The 19189-nt window shown below is 43.8% G+C and carries 6 protein-coding genes; 3 read left to right on the top strand and 3 right to left on the bottom strand.

Going from position 1 to position 19189, the window contains the following annotated elements:
- Positions 1-175: 175 nt before the first annotated feature.
- The 3 genes from EAE91_RS11865 to EAE91_RS11855 are packed head-to-tail and all read right to left on the bottom strand — an operon-like array spanning position 176 to position 5776.
- Positions 176-2320, bottom strand: a complete 2145-nt coding sequence (locus tag EAE91_RS11865; protein ID WP_214088685.1) for a type I secretion system permease/ATPase — start codon at positions 2318-2320, stop codon at positions 176-178.
- 2 nt (positions 2321-2322) lie between these two features.
- On the bottom strand, positions 2323-3678 hold the full coding sequence (locus EAE91_RS11860) for an HlyD family type I secretion periplasmic adaptor subunit (RefSeq protein ID WP_214088684.1): 1356 nt from the start codon (positions 3676-3678) through the stop codon (positions 2323-2325).
- Positions 3671-5776: a peptidase domain-containing ABC transporter gene (locus EAE91_RS11855; protein ID WP_214088683.1), complete on the bottom strand. Its 2106-nt coding sequence runs from the start codon at positions 5774-5776 to the stop codon at positions 3671-3673. The genes EAE91_RS11860 and EAE91_RS11855 overlap by 8 nt, the downstream gene beginning before the upstream one ends.
- A 322-nt stretch (positions 5777-6098) precedes the next feature.
- On the opposite strand from EAE91_RS11855, the gene rtxH reads away from it, so the two are divergent.
- The 3 genes from rtxH to rtxA are packed head-to-tail and all read left to right on the top strand — an operon-like array spanning position 6099 to position 19175.
- Positions 6099-6458: a protein RtxH gene (gene rtxH, locus EAE91_RS11850; RefSeq protein ID WP_214088682.1), complete on the top strand. Its 360-nt coding sequence runs from the start codon at positions 6099-6101 to the stop codon at positions 6456-6458.
- A gap of 21 nt (positions 6459-6479) precedes the next feature.
- Positions 6480-6941 (top strand): RTX toxin-activating lysine-acyltransferase RtxC, encoded by a 462-nt coding sequence (gene rtxC / locus EAE91_RS11845; protein WP_214088681.1) that lies wholly within the window; start codon positions 6480-6482, stop codon positions 6939-6941.
- Between the two features lie 27 nt (positions 6942-6968).
- Positions 6969-19175, top strand: coding sequence for an MARTX multifunctional-autoprocessing repeats-in-toxin holotoxin RtxA (gene rtxA / locus EAE91_RS24210; RefSeq protein ID WP_244868808.1), 12207 nt, complete (start codon positions 6969-6971; stop codon positions 19173-19175).
- Positions 19176-19189 lie beyond the last annotated feature (14 nt).

Here is a 19189-nt window from a genome sequence, read left to right as displayed (position 1 = left end):
TAAAAGTTAAGATGTATAAAGATATTTGATTTATATAACATATTAATAACTGAACGTTACAATTTAAATAATTTATTTACATTTTGTTAATTTATTAATCAAATAAATAAAAATAGATACAATTTGAGTCAAAATTTATGCTTCCTCTTCTTAAGAAATTAAGCTGAATGTCAATTCAGCTTTCACCAATTTGTTGATGCCATAAATGAGCGTATAAGCCGCCTTGTTGAAGTAGTTGATCATGTGAGTCAAATTCGACGATTTGTCCTTGATCTAATACGCAAATTTTGTCGGCATGACGAATCGTGTTGAGCCGGTGAGCAATGCTAATAACCGTTCTGTTACGGCATACTTCATCCATATTTGCCATGATTGCGGCTTCAGATTCATAATCTAATGCTGAGGTGGCTTCATCGAGGATCAGAATAGTCGGATTGACCAAGAGTGCTCTTGCTAATGCGATGCGCTGCCTTTGACCACCAGAGAGATTTGCCCCTTTCTCCCCGACCGGATGAGCAAAACCGTGAGGAAGCGATTGGATAAATTCAATGGCACCAGATAACTCAGCGGCGCGATAGACTTCTGCATCAGTGGCGTTGGGTTTACATAGTCGGATGTTATCAATGATGCTGCCGGAAAAGAGGATACTTTCCTGGAGCACAACACTCATATTGCGGCGTAAAGAGACGGGATCGGCAATAGCCAGATCCATACCATCAATTAGAACTTGCCCATGTTGAGGTACATATAGCCTTTGTAGTAAACGGGTGAGAGTACTTTTGCCGGAACCCGATGGTCCGGTTATCCCAATAAATTGACCAGATTTTATTGATAACGATAAATTTGCCAGAACTTCCGGTGTATCGTCATGATAGCGAAAACGAATGCTCCTGAATTCAATCTGACCTTCCAGCTCAGGTACAGAAGCCAATCCCTGTTTACTGTTCTCCATTGGCTCATCAAGAATATCTCCGACACGTTTCAGAGCGATTAACGTATGTTGAAAATCTTGCCAAACCTGTGCCAGCCGTAGGATAGGTTGGGTGACATGTCCGGCGAGCATATTAAAAGCGATAAGTTGTCCCGGCGTCAGTTCACCACGTAAAACCTCGGTCACTCCCCACCATAAAAGGATGGCGGCGGTAAATTTTTGGACAAAATCGATTCCTTGCCCGGCAATTAAACCGCTTTTCTGGGCCGCAAAACTTTTCGTCAATTGTTGGCTGAGAATGCGTTGCCACTGATGTAAAAAACGCTTTTCAGTCGCGGTGGTTTTGATGGTTTCAATGCCTGTTACGGTTTCGGTCAGAAAGCTCGTTGCATTCGCATCGGTTTCATATTCTGCTTCCACTTTGCGGCGAATAATTGGCCCGGCGATCAGCCAGAATACGAAATAAACAAAGAGTGAGCCAATAACGATCCAGGTCAATATCTTGGCATAGTAAAACATAACGCCAATGAACATGATGACGAAAATCAGATCTAACAGCAGCATCAAGGTAGAACCGGTCAAAAACTGACGGATTTGAGACATTTCTCTGACTCTGGCAATAATCTGCCCGGTTTGCCGTTGCTTAAAATATTGTAGCGGCAAGTTTGTTAGGTGGCGATACAGTCGCCCGGAAAGTTCAGAATTTATCTGGCTTGCCATGTGTCCAAACACGGTGTTGCGCATAAAGCTATACAAAGGTTCGGCAAGGGCGATAGCGAGCATAGCCATACCTAATACATGCAGGCTGGATAAACTCCGTCCTACCAATACTTTATCGATGATATTTTCAAACAGGATCGGGCTGACCAGCGCAAATAATTGCAGAACAATGGCAAATAAAAATAGATCTCTTATCTGACTTTTCTGGCGGAAAATAGAGGGGTAAAACCAGCCCAGACCGAATTTGACATGTTTTTTAGTTAATTCCTGATCGGCGATCAACAGGATCTTATAGGCATGCTCTTTATTATCAGCAAATAAAGAGAGTGACCGAGTTTGTTTAGTCGCAGGATCGAGAATAATAATATGGGTGTTACTGACCTCAATCAGTACCCACCATTGCTGTTCTAGTTCAATCAATGCCGGTAAGGGTAACATTGGCCTTGTATTGACAGTTAATTGCTCGATCTTACTGTGTAGCCCAATAGCGTCAGCGGCTTCGCGTAGTTGTAAATCATTCAGATGTAAAGAATCAAAACCCAGGCGGTGTTGAAGTTGATCAATAGTGGCCGACTTATGAAATTGTTTTCCCACATAGACAATGCAATCCAGTGCTTGATTATGAGGGTTGTTACCGGAATCGGCAGCAGAAGAAGGTAATATGTTCACGATTATTTCTCCCTCAAGGCTTCAGATTGATACTCTCTGATAGGGCTAAGGAGATAATCGATAACGCGGCGTTGATCAGTTTTGATTTCAGCGACAATTGACATACCTGGGGTAATGTCAACACGTGTGTTGTCTATGACGATATTATTACTCTTAAGGTTTATCTGAGCAGGGAAGACCAACCCTAACCGCTCATCGGTGGTTGAGTCTCTGGATATATTCAGCAGTTCGCCATCAATCGTGCCATAACGGGTATAGGGGAAAGCGTCTACCTTAACGGTGACTTGTTGCCCGGGATGAATAAATCCGGCATCTTTATTGAGAATTTGCACTTCTGCCACTTGCACATTGTCATCAGGGACGATCACCATTAAGTTTTGTGCTGGTTGCAAAACTGCGCCTAATGTATGCACACTGAGTTGTTGAACGGTCCCTGTAACAGGAGAGCGAATAATTTCAAGCTGTTCTCGCACTTGAGCTTTTGCCAGCTCTTGCTCTAAAACAACCAATTGAACTTCGGCCTGTTTTCTTTTATCAAACCATTCGCGCTCTTTTTGTGTTTTCAGGCTATTTAAGCGCTCTTCCAAGCTGATATATTGCGATTGCAGCACATTAAGTTCTGCATTTTGTTGAATAATCAGACGTTCTGTTTCCAGAAACTCTTTTTCCTGTTCAAGGTATTCAACTTTACTGATAACTTGTTTTTGACTTAAAGTCTGGCGTGCTTTTAAACGCTGGCTAATATTTTGCCGGAGCTTAGTGAGCGCATTGATATCGCTTTTCCGTGATTGTTGAGAAGAGAGGTTGACGTTCATCTCTGCTTTCAGATTTGTTACGCTCGCTTCATACTCTCTTTTCTCACGGGAATAGTTTTCAACAACTTGTGCTTGTTGAGATACCGGCAATGCTTGAAATAGTTCTTGTTCTTCTGGTGCCTGTTCCTCGGTTAAAGCCTGATAACGAATTTTTTCATGGGCTTGATATTCGATCTGCTTGAGTAACCGAGCGATATCTTGATTAACACCGAGTGTGTCCAATGTCAGAAGTGGGGTATCTTTCGTTACTCGCTGTCCGTTCTGAACATGGATAGCTGTCACCCGGCTCTGTTCATAAGCTTGAATTATCTGAGAGCGACCTGAGACGAGCAGACGTCCGGTGGCCGTAGCCTGAACATCCAACTTGCCCAAATAGGCCCAGAGCAAGGCTATGATGACACCGACACTGAGCGTTATCGCCGTGTAACGGGCGAACGGTGACGGTGGACGTTGTGATAACGTTAAATGTGTCGGTAAAAAATCATAATGTTGCGGACACGAGCGTAATCGTATTTTAATCTTATCCTTTAAAGTGTTAATCATGACAAGGCACCTCTTGTTTTAATTCTTGTTGTAACTGCCAGAGCTTTCGGTATTGCTTGCCGTAGTGAAGCAATTGAGCGTGAGAGCCTTGTTCGATAATTTCTCCCTGCTTAAGAACAATGATGCGATCACAATGACGTACAGTTGAAAGGCGGTGTGCGATGGTAATAACCGTCCTACCTTGGGCAATTTCCGCCATATTGGATTGAATAAGTGATTGAGATTCATCATCAAGAGCGCTGGTGGCTTCATCAAGAATAAGAATTTTGGGGTTAGCCAGGATGGTCCGGGCAATGGCAAGTCGCTGACGCTGACCACCGGATAAAGATTGCCCGCCTTCTGCGATAGTTGTGTCATATCCCATCGGGAGCTTGAGAATAAATTCATGGGCACCCGCCAGTTTAGCCGCTTTAATTACGGCTTCCAGATTGGCATCAGGTTTTGATTGGGCGATATTCTCATATACTGTTTTGTTAAATAAGAAATTTTCTTGCAGAACCACGCCGATTTGCTGCCTGAGTGTTTCAATATTTATATTTTGCAATGGAATCCCATCTAAGGTGATTGCGCCTGTTTCTGGGGTATAAAGGCGGAGTAATAAACGCGCTAACGTACTTTTCCCGGAACCAGAAGCACCCACAATACCGATGGTTTCTCCGGCTCTTATATGGAGAGTCAATCCCTTAATCGTCGGTGGAATATCAGGTTGATAGCGAAAGACAACATGGTTAAACGAGATCGCTCCTTGCAGCGTGATTTGTTGTTGACCGGATTGCTGTTCGGTTGGCAGGTTTAACATATCTCCTAATTTATCGACGGCTACCCGCGTTCTGATAAATTGTCCCCATAGCTCCACTAGTCGGGCTAAGGGTTGGGAGGTGTGATTTACCATCATGTTGAAGGCGATCAACTGACCAATGGTCATTTGCAGTGATAAAACTTCTGACGCGCCTAACCAGAGAATCGCTGCATTGGTGACTTTTTGCAGTAGCATCACAATATGATTTGAACGATTACTCAATTGTTGTACCGCATAACTGGTATCCACCATCTTTTCAGTCTGGCTATCCCAACGGCGAACGAATCTTGGCTCTACCGCCAGACTTTTTAAAGTTTCAGAACCGGAAACCGTTTCAGTCAGAAAAGAGGTGTTGATTGCCGCATGGGTGAACTGTTGTTCAACTGCTTTCTCCATGCGAGAAGTCAGCCACCATGCCAAAATGGCATAAAGAGGGAGAGTAGCGAGAAAAACCCAAGTCAGTGTGCTGGATAACAGCGTCATCACATAGATGAAAATAAACATAAACAGCAGATCGACAGATAAGGTAAACATTGAACCAGTCAGAAATTCTCTGACAGTATTCAGTTCACGCACCCGTGTGACAATTGCCCCTACCTGACGGGATTTAAAAAAGAGTAAAGGCAACCCGAACAGATGCTGGACCAGTTTTAATCCCAATTTGATATCAATGCGATTGGCGGTGTGAGCGTATTGGTATTCGCGCAATCCACGTAAAATCACCTCAATGATACCGGCAATAATTAAGCCAAAGACTAATACATCAAGTGTCGATAACGCTTGATGGATTAAGACCTTATCCATAACTACCTGAATAACTAGAGGTGAAATTAACGCAAGAATCTGTAACACAAAGGAAAATAGCAGTATTTCACCCAGATTTTTCTTTTGTGCCAGGAATTCTGGAATAAACCAACTGATGTTAAATTTGGCTTGTTTCTGTTTAATTTTAATCCATTTTCCATTCCACTCTTTTATTAGCCTCTCTTCTGACCATATTTCGGGATTTTCTTTATCGATCCTCTGAATTAATGAACTTTCTTTATTCGATTTGGCTAAAACAAAAGGTAGGCCATTATTATCAAACAAGATTGCGGGTAAGGGTATGTTATGGTGCTTTTTGCTTACGGAATTTTTATTTGAAAGAGATAAGTTAAATTTTTTCTCTATATCCTTTATATAGGAGTGGTAACAATCAGAGCTTTTTAAGTTATCAATATCATCAATATTTTCTTTTCCATTACATATCATCAATATTAATCTTAATGATGCTATGGTCAATTTCTCAATTTCATTCATGAAAAAACATCTTTAAAATTCACAAAAATATTAATTAAAACAAAATATTATGTTGATTTGTGTGGTATTTGAGTATTGCATTATTATCTTATATTTATTGCCAGTACCAGTGTGGGTAAATGGGACTATATATGGGGGGTAAAAGGACTTTTTGTATATAAATATTGATTTTGAGTTTTGTCTCTATATTATTCATTGATTCATTTACTCTTAATGTATTTATAGATATACAAACTCGGGATATCTCTGAATTGAATGCTCTCCTTGTTGTAAACATTGTATCGTCTCATTAAAAAATTGTTTATTTTTGGTAAATAAAAATATGTCTGAAAAATTCGTACAAACTATCTCTAGCGTTAATTATAACAAAGGTGTTTTTTCTCTTTATTTCGTTGGTCAAGAACCCAATCGTATGGCGAATGGGATAATGGCAGAAAATGATAATGTACTTGAATTAAAGCAAGTTATCCATATGCCAGCATCGGGATTTATGTATATGGTTTCGATGGTTAAAAATATGTTGGAAGATCCACGAATGGCGGCTGAATTTGACAAATTGGTTGCAGCAGGATTTTTACCTGCTCCACAAGTAGCCGAAGAACAAGAAGAACAAATTGCATCAGAATCTATAGCAGAAGAATCTGCTAATGTTAAAAAACGCCTGTCTAAAAATGCAAAATAAAATCTTATGGTTGATTAGCGCATGGCGATTATATATCAACCAGTAAAACTGAATAACGCAGAAATTCAAGCGATGATTGGCGGAGTCATGTTGCTGAGTCAGCATTCTCCTCTGCATCGGAGATACCTGGTGTCTGAGTGGCAACAGCGTATCTTGCCTGCATTTGAGCTGAATCAGTTTTGCTATTACGAAGATGAACACGGGTGCCCAATCGCCTTTTGTAATTGGGCTTTTTTATCTGAGCAGAATCGAGAGGAGCTTCTTTCGGGAGAAAGAGAGCTTACCCACACAGACTGGCGTTCAGGTCCACATATCTTTTTTCCCGAAATGATTGCGCCTTTTGGTCATGGGCGTGAAGTTGCCAGGGATTTGCGTCGCCGTGTCTTTTTGCCGTGGAAAGGTCAGAAAGCTTGTACCGTTCGCGGGAAACTTGATGTTCAAAACAACCGTTGTATTCGTCAGGTACAGTGGTTTTTTGTTTGATTTTTGTATGAGTTAAAGGGATTTTTGATGGGGAAATCATCAAATAGAAGTACAGAGTACTTCTTTACTGGAAAATACTACGACGATAATGATGGTAATAGTATTACTGCTATTGGTGTTGGTGGTGAAGTTTATGCTTATGGCGGCAATGATGATGTTACTGTTGGTTCACTTAAAGTCGATGTATACCATACAGATGGTGACCTTGCGGTAAAGGGAGCTTCAGGTTACGCCGGTATTAGTAAAACGGGAAATGGTAGTCTGTCATTTGCGGGTGCGGCCGGTGCGGCTTTTATTAATCACACAGGTAAAACGGGAAATTTAAATTATTCGGGTGCTGCCGGCTACAACAAACTGGTTCGTAAAGGTTTGTCTGGTGATACAAATTTTAAAGGAGCTGGTGGATACAATAAGTTATGGCATGAAACTAACCGGGGAAATTTAGATTTTGCCGGTGCAGGGGCATACAATGACATTGACCATACTTGGTTTAATCGTTATCAAGATTCACAGGGAAATGTGACTTTTAATGGCGCAGGCGCTGCAAACAGCATCAGCTCGCGAGTAGAGAGCGGTAACGTTACATTCAATGGGGCGGGTGCTGATAATCACATCATACGTAAAGGTAAACAAGGTAATATTATCTTACATGGTGCAGGGGCATCGAATCGCATTGAGCGTGTACGCAACAATAAAGACGAGTATGAACAGACCCGCGGTGATATTACTTTTGAAGGTGCGGGTGGTTATAACAAACTCTATTCTGATGTCGCGCATGGCAATATTAATTTCTCCGGTAGCGGTGCTTACAATGAAATTACCAGAATAGGCATCAATAGCGATTCCGATGGTGAGACACTGGAATTTGCTAAAGCTAAAGAAATCGTATTGACGACGGCAACGATGGGAGGAAGCTGGATTCAGGAGTCTCAGCAAGTTACAGGTATTAAATCAACCGTCGAACCGGATACCTATCTTTTTGCGTTTGCTGACAAAATGTACACTAAAATCAGCAAAGTCCAGCTCCAAAATAATCCCACCACAGGCAGACTCGGTTATCATGCCACTTCTTGGTATAAGGCAGGTAATCACCTTAAAAATCTTGCTGCGAAAGAAATTTCGTCAGGCAATGGATTTATCGCGGTAAACGCTAATGGCGCTTATCGTCTCTCCAGTTTGGTTTTTGAGCATCAGCAACCTATCGAGATTCATGCTATCGAGGAAAACCTATTGATAGATCGGTGGGTAACCTATGCGGGTGGCATGGTGATTAAAGCAGAGGATATCTCGCTAGGTGATGCCAAAATGGGGGGATATGCGATCTTCTCTGATGGCCGCAAAGTCGATGTTTCCGCAGTCAAATCGAACCGGCAGCCCAATACTTATGTGTATGCCAAAGTAATGGGGCGATATACCAAAATCGTTGAAGTCCAGTTGAAAAACGATCCTGATACAAGGCAACTGAAATACAAAGCAATAGCATGGTACAAAGCAGGTGATCATACGGGTAATTTGGCTAATGAAGTGCTTTCCTATGCTAACGGATATACCTCTATTGGTCCCGGTTATACGTTAAGCCAGCTTCAATACGACGTTAATACGGTGCGCCGTACCTTCCATCGATTAGTACATAGTGAAGAATATAGCCAGCAAAACCTTGTAAAGTCACCCACAAGCAGTGGTTACGTTAATTTTAACGGCGCGGGTGGTGGAAACGTTATTAAATCTAATGTCACGCAGGGAAATGTTAATTTTAAGGGCGCAGGGGTAGCGAATGTCATTTTGCATGGTTCAAAATTCGGTGATACCAATTTTGATGGTGCTGGCGCAGCTAACGTCATTGTAAAAAGTGGTGAAAAGGGCGATCTGACATTTCATGGCGCGGGTTTAGCCAATGTTCTGGTTCACCAAGGTCAGCGCGGGAAAATGGATGTTTACGCCGGTGGCGCGGTAAATGTTCTTGTGCGGGTTGGGGATGGACAATATCTGGCTCATCTTCTGTCCTATGGCAATATCTCGATCCACAAAGGCAGCGGTAGCAGCCGGGTACTGATGTTGGGCGGGTACAACACGCATACCCAAATTGGTAATGGCAATGGAAACTGGTCCGGTGCGGGCGGTTTTAACGTCATCACTCAGGCGGGAACAGGGAATACCTCTTCCATACTTTTAGGCGGTGCTAACGTACTGACTAAACTCGGTGCGGGAGATCTGGTTACCGGTCTGTTCGGCGGTGCCAATATTATCACTCATCTCAGTGATGAGAGCGAAACTGCCAACACTACCGCCATTGCGCTGGGCGGCACCAACATCGTTACCAAGAAAGGGCAAGGCCATGCGCTGGCGGTCATGGGCGGCGGTGCGAATATCCTTACGCATATCGGTGACGGCAATACCACGGGCGTTATGCTCGGGGGTGCTAATATCTTGACCAAAGTCGGACAGGGTGACACGACCGGCATCATGTTCGGCGTCGGCAACGTGCTGACCCATGTCGGCGACGGTTTGACACTGGGCGTGATGGCCGCGGCAGGCAATATCTTCACCAAAGTCGGGGAGGGGACAGCGATTGCGGCTATGATTGGCGCGGGCAACCTGTTTACCCAGGTCGGCAAAGGGGATGCCTGGGCATTAATGGGCGGTGCAGTGAACGTCTTTACCAAAGTGGGTGACGGTGACGCGCTGGCCTTGATGGTAGCCGCAGGCAATGTGTTTACTCATATTGGGGATGGCGCAAGTGTTGCGCTGATGCTGGCAAAGGGCAATCTCGCTACGAAAGTGGGTAATGGCATGACGCTGGCGGCGATGATTGGCAAAGCCAATATCTTTACCCATGTCGGGAATGGCAATACCTTTGCCGCCATGATTGGCGGTGCCAATGTGCTGACCAAAGTTGGTAATGACCTGACCGCCGCCTTAATGATAGGGAAAGCCAATATCTATTCCCATGTGGGTAATGGCACCAGTATCGGTTTGTTTGCCGGTGAACTAAACGTGATGACCAAAGTCGGTGAGGGGACAACCCTGGCAGCCATGTTTGGTAAAGCCAATATGATGACCCATGTGGGGGATGGCTTAACCGGCGTGTTAGCTCTGGGTGAGGCCAATATCGTTACCAAAGTGGGTAATGATTTTATGGGGGTGGTTGCGGCGGCGAAAGCGAATGTGATTACGCACGTGGGCAACTCAACGACCGCCGGTATTTTGTCTGGTAAAGGCAATATTCTGACCAAAGTGGGCGACGGTACCACAGTCGGTCTGCTTATTTCCGATGTGGGTAACGTGATGACTCATGTCGGCGAGGGCACGACAGTGGGTTTCGCCAAAGGAAAAGCCAATATCATCACGAAGGTGGGTAATGGTACTGGCGTCAATGCGGTTTGGGGTGAGGCCAATATCCTGACGCAAGTAGGAAATGGCGACCGTTACAACTTCGCGAAAGGTCAGGCTAACCTCATCACTAAAGTAGGGAATGGACAAGAACTCACGGTAGTTCAGGGGAATGCCAACATTATCACCCATGTGGGTAACGGTAATGATTACACCGGCGCTTGGGGACAAGCCAACATCATCACGAAGGTAGGAGATGGACGTAATGTGGTGCTGGCTAAAGGTAAGGCGAACCTTGTCACTCAGGTAGGTAAGGGAGACAGCTTTAACGCCTTATGGAGTGAAGGCAATGTCGTCACCAAAGTGGGTGACGGTATACAGGTGACGGCGGCAAAAGGGAAAGCTAATATCACCACCACGGTGGGAAATGGCTTAAATGTAACCGCCGCTCATGGTGACGCTAACATTAACACCCATGTCGGTAATGGTGTTTCGGTTAACGTGGCGTGGGGGAAATATAACGTCAATACCCAAGTTGGGGATGGCCTTAATATTGCGGTCATGAAGGGTAAAGGCAATGCCAATATTCATGTTGGTGATGGTCTGGGTATCAATGCCTCTTATGCGCGCAACAACGTGGCGATTAAGATTGGTGATGGTGATTTTTACAGCCTGGCTGTGGCATCGAGTAATACAGAGAGCAACAAACTTGCCTCTTTCTTCGACAATATTAAACAAACTGTACTCGGTGTGGGTGGCAGTCAGGCGATTAACTATCTGGTGCATGGGGATGAAGCTAACACGTCGGGCACTCATAAGGGCAGAGGTGCGATTAATTTAGTGGAAGTCTCTGCCATTGATGGTTTTCAGATGGATGAAATTGATCAAGTTGGTTCAGATTTAAACGGTCGGCTGAGTGGTTCTGTAACAACGGCAGAAACGCCTGATATTAATGCAATAGAAAGTTCTTTAGCCGGTTCGTTAAATCGAAAAACGCGATCGGTATCAGATCGGAACGAAAATCTGATCGTCAATGGTGACTTTGAACAAGGTAATCAAGGTTGGCAATCAACTAATGGTGTTGAGGCATATAATGCGGCGAGTGCTTACGGCCTTAATAATGCCGGTCATGGAAAGCGAGTCAGTGAACTTGATGTGGATGTCAATACCACCATTTACCAGGATCTGAAAAACCGGTTTGAAGGTGAAGTGGTTTCACTGAGCTTTGACTTTGCTAAACGTTCAGATCTTGCTTTAGGCGAAGGTATGGAGGTGCTATGGAATGGTAAAAGTATCTTCGCAACCTCTGGTAACGAAGTTGAATGGCAAAACAAGGCGCTGCAATTAACCGCACAAGAAGGTACTAACCGAATTGAGTTTAAAGGTACGGGCCAGAATGATGGGCTAGGCTATATCTTGGACAACGTTGTTGCAAAATCTGTAGGTACATTGCCAGCCAATAGTGTTACTGAACATGCCAGGCAGGACCAGGCGGCCAAAAATGCGTTAAGTGATAAAGAAAAAGCCGAAAAAGATCGTCAGCTTCTGGAACAAGAAAAAGAGAAACAACTGGCAGCGATTGAAAAATCGAAATCCCAATTGGCATCAACGGATCAGGAAGCGCTTAACCGGAATGGGCAAGTGCAGAGTGATGCGATAAAAGAAGAAGCTCAGGCAGTTACAGAAGAGCTGACTTTAATAGCTGACAAATTTAAACAACTTAAAGATGAAACTGATGATAGTCGTGAGTTAGACAGCCATTATCTCGACTATGCGGGTGGAATCTCTGAGGAGATCCAGAAGCGGTTGGATGATATCAAGCCGACATTAGAAAAACGACTGATGGATATACATCGGGATACTTTTAATACACAGCAAAAAGTAAAAGATGCCGTGGTGCTATCAGAATCAGGCACCGAAAAAGGTAAACAAAATCGTGATAAGGCGATGCTTGATGGTGTAGACGCGCAATCCAAGGCAGATCAGAGAAAAGAAGAAGCACTTTCACAGCAGCAGCAGGCAGAAAAGGCGAAGGATAACGCTAATATTGCGTATCAGAATGCAGAAAGCCGTGGTAAGCGTGATATTGCGTCGGCGGAAAGTAAAGCGACTCAGACCCAAGCTGATGCTAAAGGGGCGAAACTGAGTGACTCCAGACCTGCTCGCACTGGCGCAAGTGGCAGCGGATTGTCAGGAGAAAAAGCCTATGAGTCAACGGGGGCGGGAGAAACCGGCAGCCATATTGATCCTGCATCGATGCCAGAAACGAGAAACAGATATTACCAAGGGCTGACCGAAGAAGAGTTGCAGGCGTTGAAGAGTGCCAGACAAGCTGTTAGCCGGTTGCAGATCAACGCGGGAATTCGTGCAAAAAATACCGGTGTTTCGCTTATTCCTCGGTCTGTTGAAACACAATCTGACAACATTGTAGTTTCTCCTTCACATGAGACGAGTGAGCGTATTAGAAAAGCGCCGATAATTTCTGGTATTAATCTGGAAGGATTGGGTAGCAGTAAAAAGAGGGCGGTAGATTCTTCCATACTCAGTCGTGCACAAAAAGTCGCCCACATCTACCGTTGGCTTGATAATGGTAACAATAATGCATCGGACGAATATATTCCTGTTCCCGGCTTTAAGCGTGTTAATGCAGAGATTTCTGGTAATACCAGGCAGAATATGGTGGCTTTTGTTGAACGGCATCTCAGAAATCCCAAGGTCAAACACAAAGTACCTGAGAATGAAATCGCGTCTTTAGCGAAACTGTTTGTTGACGCTACTCTGGATTACGATTGGGATAAACGAGTTGAGTTTATTACAAAACTAGACAGCTATGGCTATAGCTTTGATCCTGCTCGCGATGACAAAAGCATTGTTTCATTCTGGTCCGGGAAGAGTTTTAGAAGGCATCGAGATGTTCTTGAGGCTGCACAACCGGATGGTAAGAAAATTGTTTACGATGTTGATGTGCCGGGAAATGCTTTTGCGATTCAGCTCAATCAGCACCTCATGAAATGGAAAATTACATACCTCTCCGATAATGAAAATGATAGACATAAAGCGCTAAGAGCGGCCATTGATGCTGCTACGTATAGCAACACTGGTTTCTGGAGTTCCGTCTATGCCGCAGGATCACGTGGTGATGTTTATTTGATCTCTGAGGGGGGCTTACGTCTTGGCAACTATTTCTGGAATGTTGAATTACCTGTATTGCGTAAACTGCAACGTGAAGGATTAGTGGGTAAAATTCTATTGTTGGATAAACCGGCAAGTGAATATAAAGGGTTGCCTACAGCCTCGATTGGCCGCAGATTAACAGAGGCAGGTATTACTGTGCGGGCGCGGTTTGATGCTTTGACTATTGAAGAGCAAGAAAAACGGTTGGCGGTTAACCCTGATGGCTATAAAGACGATACCATTATTGATCTCGATATTAAGCTCAGTGCTGTCGATACTATGCTGAATCAAGCATTGCCGTTTTATGGATTACGTACAGAACGTAACTTATTAGTGCAAAAGAGTAACGAAGGATTTGAAGTGCGTTCATGGCCCGGTAATGGCAATGAATTTAAGCGAATTATTGTAAAAAATACGACCAGTAATAATCTGCTTAAAGCAGTTGAACGTTTTATTCTTGCTAATTACAACAATTATGCGCAGCTACCTGATGAGTTATATTTCATTGAAGATCAGGTTATATCTCATCATCAGGGACATACCCGAATTTTTACTGAGAAAGTGAATGGCATCTGGAAGCCCATACCAAAATTGATGTCGGTGAGTGAGCTACAGGAAGCCGCATCTGTTGCAGGTAAAATTCGTGGTGACAGTTACCAAAAAGTCATTGATGCATTAGAGAGTTATCACCATGTTTGGCAAGGAAGAAAAGACTATGAACTGGATGTGATAGGAAAATTATCCGATTTGCGCCAACAGGTTGAAGGATATCTCTTAGGTCATCCAGACTCAGGTCGTGTACCCGCAATGAAGGCTTTGTTGTCTCAAATTGACACGCGCTTTGAAGAGTCGATGGTGTTTGCCGAATCCACGGTGAGAATCCCAGAGCAAGGCGATTTCAGTAGTCTGTATGATAAGCTTAGCAGTGCCAATCTTAAGGATTCGAAACATCTTTATGTTGATGAAAATGGTGATTTTGTCACTCGGGGGAAGGCAAATATTCAGATTAACCAGAAAGCGGAAAATTCTGATAAAGCGATTGAACAAATCAAAGCGGCGGTTATTAAAGAATATGGTCAAGATGTTTCAGATGCCGTTTTCTCGAATCTGAAAGCCAGTGATTTATCGAACAATGGTAAAGGTATTGATATCTCTGGTTTAAGAAAGATCCATCAGGCGATTGAGAATATGTCGGCACCTTCTGGTTCTCAGAGCAAAGATCATAATGTGGAAAAGAAAAGTTTATTTCAGGAAGTGGGTTATACCATTTTTGACATTAAAGCGGATGGAAAACAATTGGCTGATTACTCATTCCACTTTAGTCAGAATGAAGATTTATTGGGAGAGCTTAAGAAGCTTGTTCCAGAAATTGGTCATGTGCTGGTGACCAATGGTAATGACGTTCAGTCCAAAGAGTTTCTGGAAGGAATATGCTTTGCTCTGTCTTCCCGCTATATGATGGAAGAACGTGTGAATGGCATAGGAGGCGGAAAAGCTTATATAGAGTGGTTGAAGGATGTAGCTAAAGCCTACAACGACAACTCCGTGAATAAAAAAACTGATATTAACTCTATTGAATCCTCTTTGCTTAACCGATATCGCCGTCAGAAAGTCGGCCCGGCTATTGAAGAGTTGTTGTCAATACAACATTTTCAACATCTTGATGCCGGTAGTTTGATCGAGAAAGCGAAGGGGAATATTGATTATAGTGCAAGGCTAAAAGCAAATGGGTTAACCGGGGCGAGGATCGGTGATCCGCTGAATTATGAGGTTGATGGCTATGAATCTGTTATGGAACAACTGCGCAATGTGAAGCAATCGACTTATATGATGTTTATGTCTGAAGATCACGCCATGTCAGTTGTTGTACATAAGGGTGAAGCTCAAACAATTTGGTCATTCTTTGATCCTAACTTTGGCGCTAAATCATTTGATAACTATGATAATTTTCACCGTTTTATGGATTCTTTCCATAAGGGCGTGATCACGGGTTATCGATCTCCTATAGGTTATAAATATGCTTCTGCCAGCCCTGAGAACAGTGCAAAATCGAGCTTCAATATTAACTATAATACATTTGAAGATAGCGCTATTACGGGTTATGACAATACTTGGAAACAGGCGCGTGAGGGTGAACAAAGTCATGTATTGCACGCGCTGAAAGAGCAGGAAATAATGTTTTCGCTGGATTCAGGTATCGAAGGGTGGATTGCGGATTACCGTGAAGATGTCATCACTCTGGAAGTCATGGATAAGAAAGGCCAAAAGGTTTTTGTTGAAGTTGAAAGCAACAACTTTAAACAAGCAGCCAGTTCCGTACAGTTGAATATTGATAAGATATTTGCTGACCCAACCGTCAGTAAATTGACACTGAAAGGCTCGAAGAATGGTGATGCTACGGTATCTGTGCTGGAAAAATTATCATCGGACGCTGTGCTAAAAAACAAAAATGTCGAATCTTGGGAGCGCATTTCAGTCACATCACAAACTGACGGCCGAGAAACCCGCTTTGATGGTCAAATCATTATCCAGATGGAGGATGATCCTGTCGCCGCCAAAGCAGCGGCGAATTTGGCGGGTAAACACCCAGATTCCAGCGTAGTTGTTCAGCTTGATTCTGAGGGTAAATACCGTGTTGTCTATGGTGATGCCTCTCAATTTAAACCATCAGGCAAGTTACGCTGGCAGATTGTCGGGCATGGTCGTAGCGAATCAGAGCAGAATAACACTCGTCTGAGTGGTTACAGTGCCGATGAGTTGGCAACAAAACTCAAACAATTTATTCAGAACTTTAGCCAAGTGGGTAAACCAGACCACATTAGCATCGTGGGTTGCTCGCTGATTAATGATGACAAACGAGATGGCTTTGCTCGTCACTTTATCACCGCCTTAAAAGGGCAAGATATTCACACAACTGTTTCCGCTCGTCGTAGTGAAGTTGCCGTTGATGTGACTGGCCGTAAATTTACCCAGAATGAAAATAACCAATGGATCAATAACCTGACTGATAACAAAGTCGTCTTAAGTTGGAATGAAAAAGGCGAACTTGAAACTCATTCAGAGCGAGTGCGTCGCAATATTGCTGAAAGCGATATCAATCTTTCTCGTGTCGGTATAGCGGATGCCGATACGCTAGCCAAAGGTGCGATTGTGGATAATGCAGATATTTTCACCGCACCAGAGAAGCGCAAAAATAAAATTGAAACCGATTCAAATCATATATCGAATAGCCAACTGAGTTACTCGGGTAATATTCAGGTAGATGTGGGGAATGGTGAATTTACGGCGCTCAATTGGGGAACATCGAACGTTGGCATCAAAGTAGGTACTGGTGGCTTTAAGTCATTGGTCTTCGGAGATAATAATGTGATGGCGCACATCGGCAATGGTGACAGTAAACACAGCTTCGATATTGCAGGTTATCAGGCGCTTGAAGGTGCGCAAATGTTTATTGGCAATCGTAACGTCAGCTTCAACCAAGGCCGTAGTAATGACTTGATTGTGATGATGGATAAATCCTTGCCAACACCACCGTTGGTTAATCCATTTGATGGCGCAGCCCGTATTTCCGGTGTATTGCAAAGCATTGCCCATGCTGGTGAAGAGCAGGAGTGGCTAGCAGCACAAGATCAGCAATGGACAATCACTGGTGCGAAAAAATTTGTTCAGGATATGTCTGGTTTGGACCAAACCAGCAGCGTTGACTATAAGACTCTAGTTGATTTGGGTTCTCAGTATGAGCGTAGTAGCCGTGGTCTGAGAAGTGATACGGAAGCTGCGTTGAATAAGAAATTCAATCAGTGGCTAAGCAATAATGGCAACAGTGTTGATATGGGCAAAATGAGCCGTGCAGATAAATTCCGTCAGGCCAATGAAAAACTGGCATTCAACTTTGCAGTAGGGGGCCAAGGGGCGGATATTCAAGTGACCACGGGCAACTGGAACTTTATGTTCGGTGATAATATCCAGTCGATTCTGGACACTAACCTGGGGTCGTTGTTTAGTTTAATGACTCAGCAATACTCGACAACCGGCATAGCGAAAACAACGTTTACCTATAATCCGCAGGATTTGCCTCGTCAGCTTAAGAATAAATTGCTTGGCCGGTTAGCCAGTGTGAATGCAGATACCACGTTAGCGGATATCTTTGGTGTGGATTACACTGCGGATGGTCGCATTGTTTCCCGTGGAGACGAGTCGGTGGATGGTGTGGCTATTTTAAAAGAGATGATTGAAGTCATTGGAAAATTCGGTGGTGAGCAACTGAAAATTTTCACTGATCCAGATAAATTGCTCGACGGCCTGAAATCTCACCTCAATATGGGGACGGATGGTATTAAATCCTTTGCTGAGAGTCATGGCCTGAAACAGAAAGAACCTGATGAAAATGAGAAAGCGCAGAGCAGCACGCCAGCGACTGTGGAGACGGAGAGCGCCAAACCAGAGCGTGCATCGGGCTTTAATTCGCTGAATTTGCCTAACTTGTTTGCGACGATGTTCAGCGAAGATAAACAACAAGAGATGAAGTCATTAGTGACCAATCTGAAAGAAAATCTAACCGCAGATTTGCTCAATATGGAGCAGAAAACGTTTGATTTCTTGCGTAACAGCGGTCATCTGCAAGGGGATGGCGATATCCATGTATCGTTGGGGAACTACAACTTCAACTGGGGCGGTGATGGTAAAGATCTGGGTGCCTATTTGGGAGATAACAACAACTTCTGGGGTGGTCGCGGAGATGATGTTTATTATTCAATCGGTACTTCCAACATCTTTGCGGGCGGTACAGGTAATGATCTGGGCGTCCTGATGGGACGTGAGAACTGGATGTTTGGCGGTAATGGCGATGACACCGCAGTGGTAGCTGGTCGCATTAACCATGTGTTCATGGGGGAAGGTAATGACCAGACGTTTGTTTTTGGCGAAGGTGGTTTAATTAATACCGATAAGGGCCAGGATTACGTTGTCACCTCAGGCAACTACAACCGGGTAGATACCGGGGAAGATCAAGATTATGCCGTGACCATTGGTAATAACAACCGAGTTGAGTTAGGTGAAGGCCATGACTTTGCCAGAGTATTCGGTAATGACAACCAAATTGACGGCAACGCCGGTAACGATGTGATTAAACTGATGGGTTACCATGCGGTGATTAATGGTGGAGAAGGTGATGACCATTTGATAGCGGCCACTATTTCGAAGTTCAGCCAGTTTAATGGCGGTGATGGTCAGGATCTACTGGTATTAGGGGGTTATCAGAACCGCTTCCAAGGTGGTACCGGCGTAGACAGCTTTGTGGTCAACGGTAAGGTGATTGACAGCCAGATTGATGATATCAATGCAGAAGATATGATTGTCTTTGATAGTCTTGATTGGCAAAACCTGTGGTTTCAGCGTAGCGGATATGATCTGGTGTTATCAGTAAACCGCCATACCGAAGATAAAACCGCTCAGGGGGTATTTGAATCAATAGGTTCAGTCACTTTTAGCAATTACTTTAATGGTAATCGTGCCAAACTGGTGGCGCAGATGGGGGATAAGAATGCATCGGGGGAGCGTGAGTTTACGGCGCTATCGGATAATGCGGTTGATACCTTAATCCAATCAATGAGCAGTTTTGCGCCGACAGCGGGCGATAATGGTTTTATTGAAAATTTGGATAGTAAGGCGAAAATTGCCATTACAACAGCGTGGTCAGATACGACTATTGGTAAGGCGCAATTTGCGTAATGTAATTCGCTAGA

Origin of the sequence: Photorhabdus noenieputensis (genome assembly GCF_018448935.1) — a bacterium.
GTDB classification, from domain to species: Bacteria; Pseudomonadota; Gammaproteobacteria; order Enterobacterales; family Enterobacteriaceae; genus Photorhabdus; species Photorhabdus noenieputensis.
This window is presented reverse-complemented; position numbering and strand designations above follow the sequence as displayed.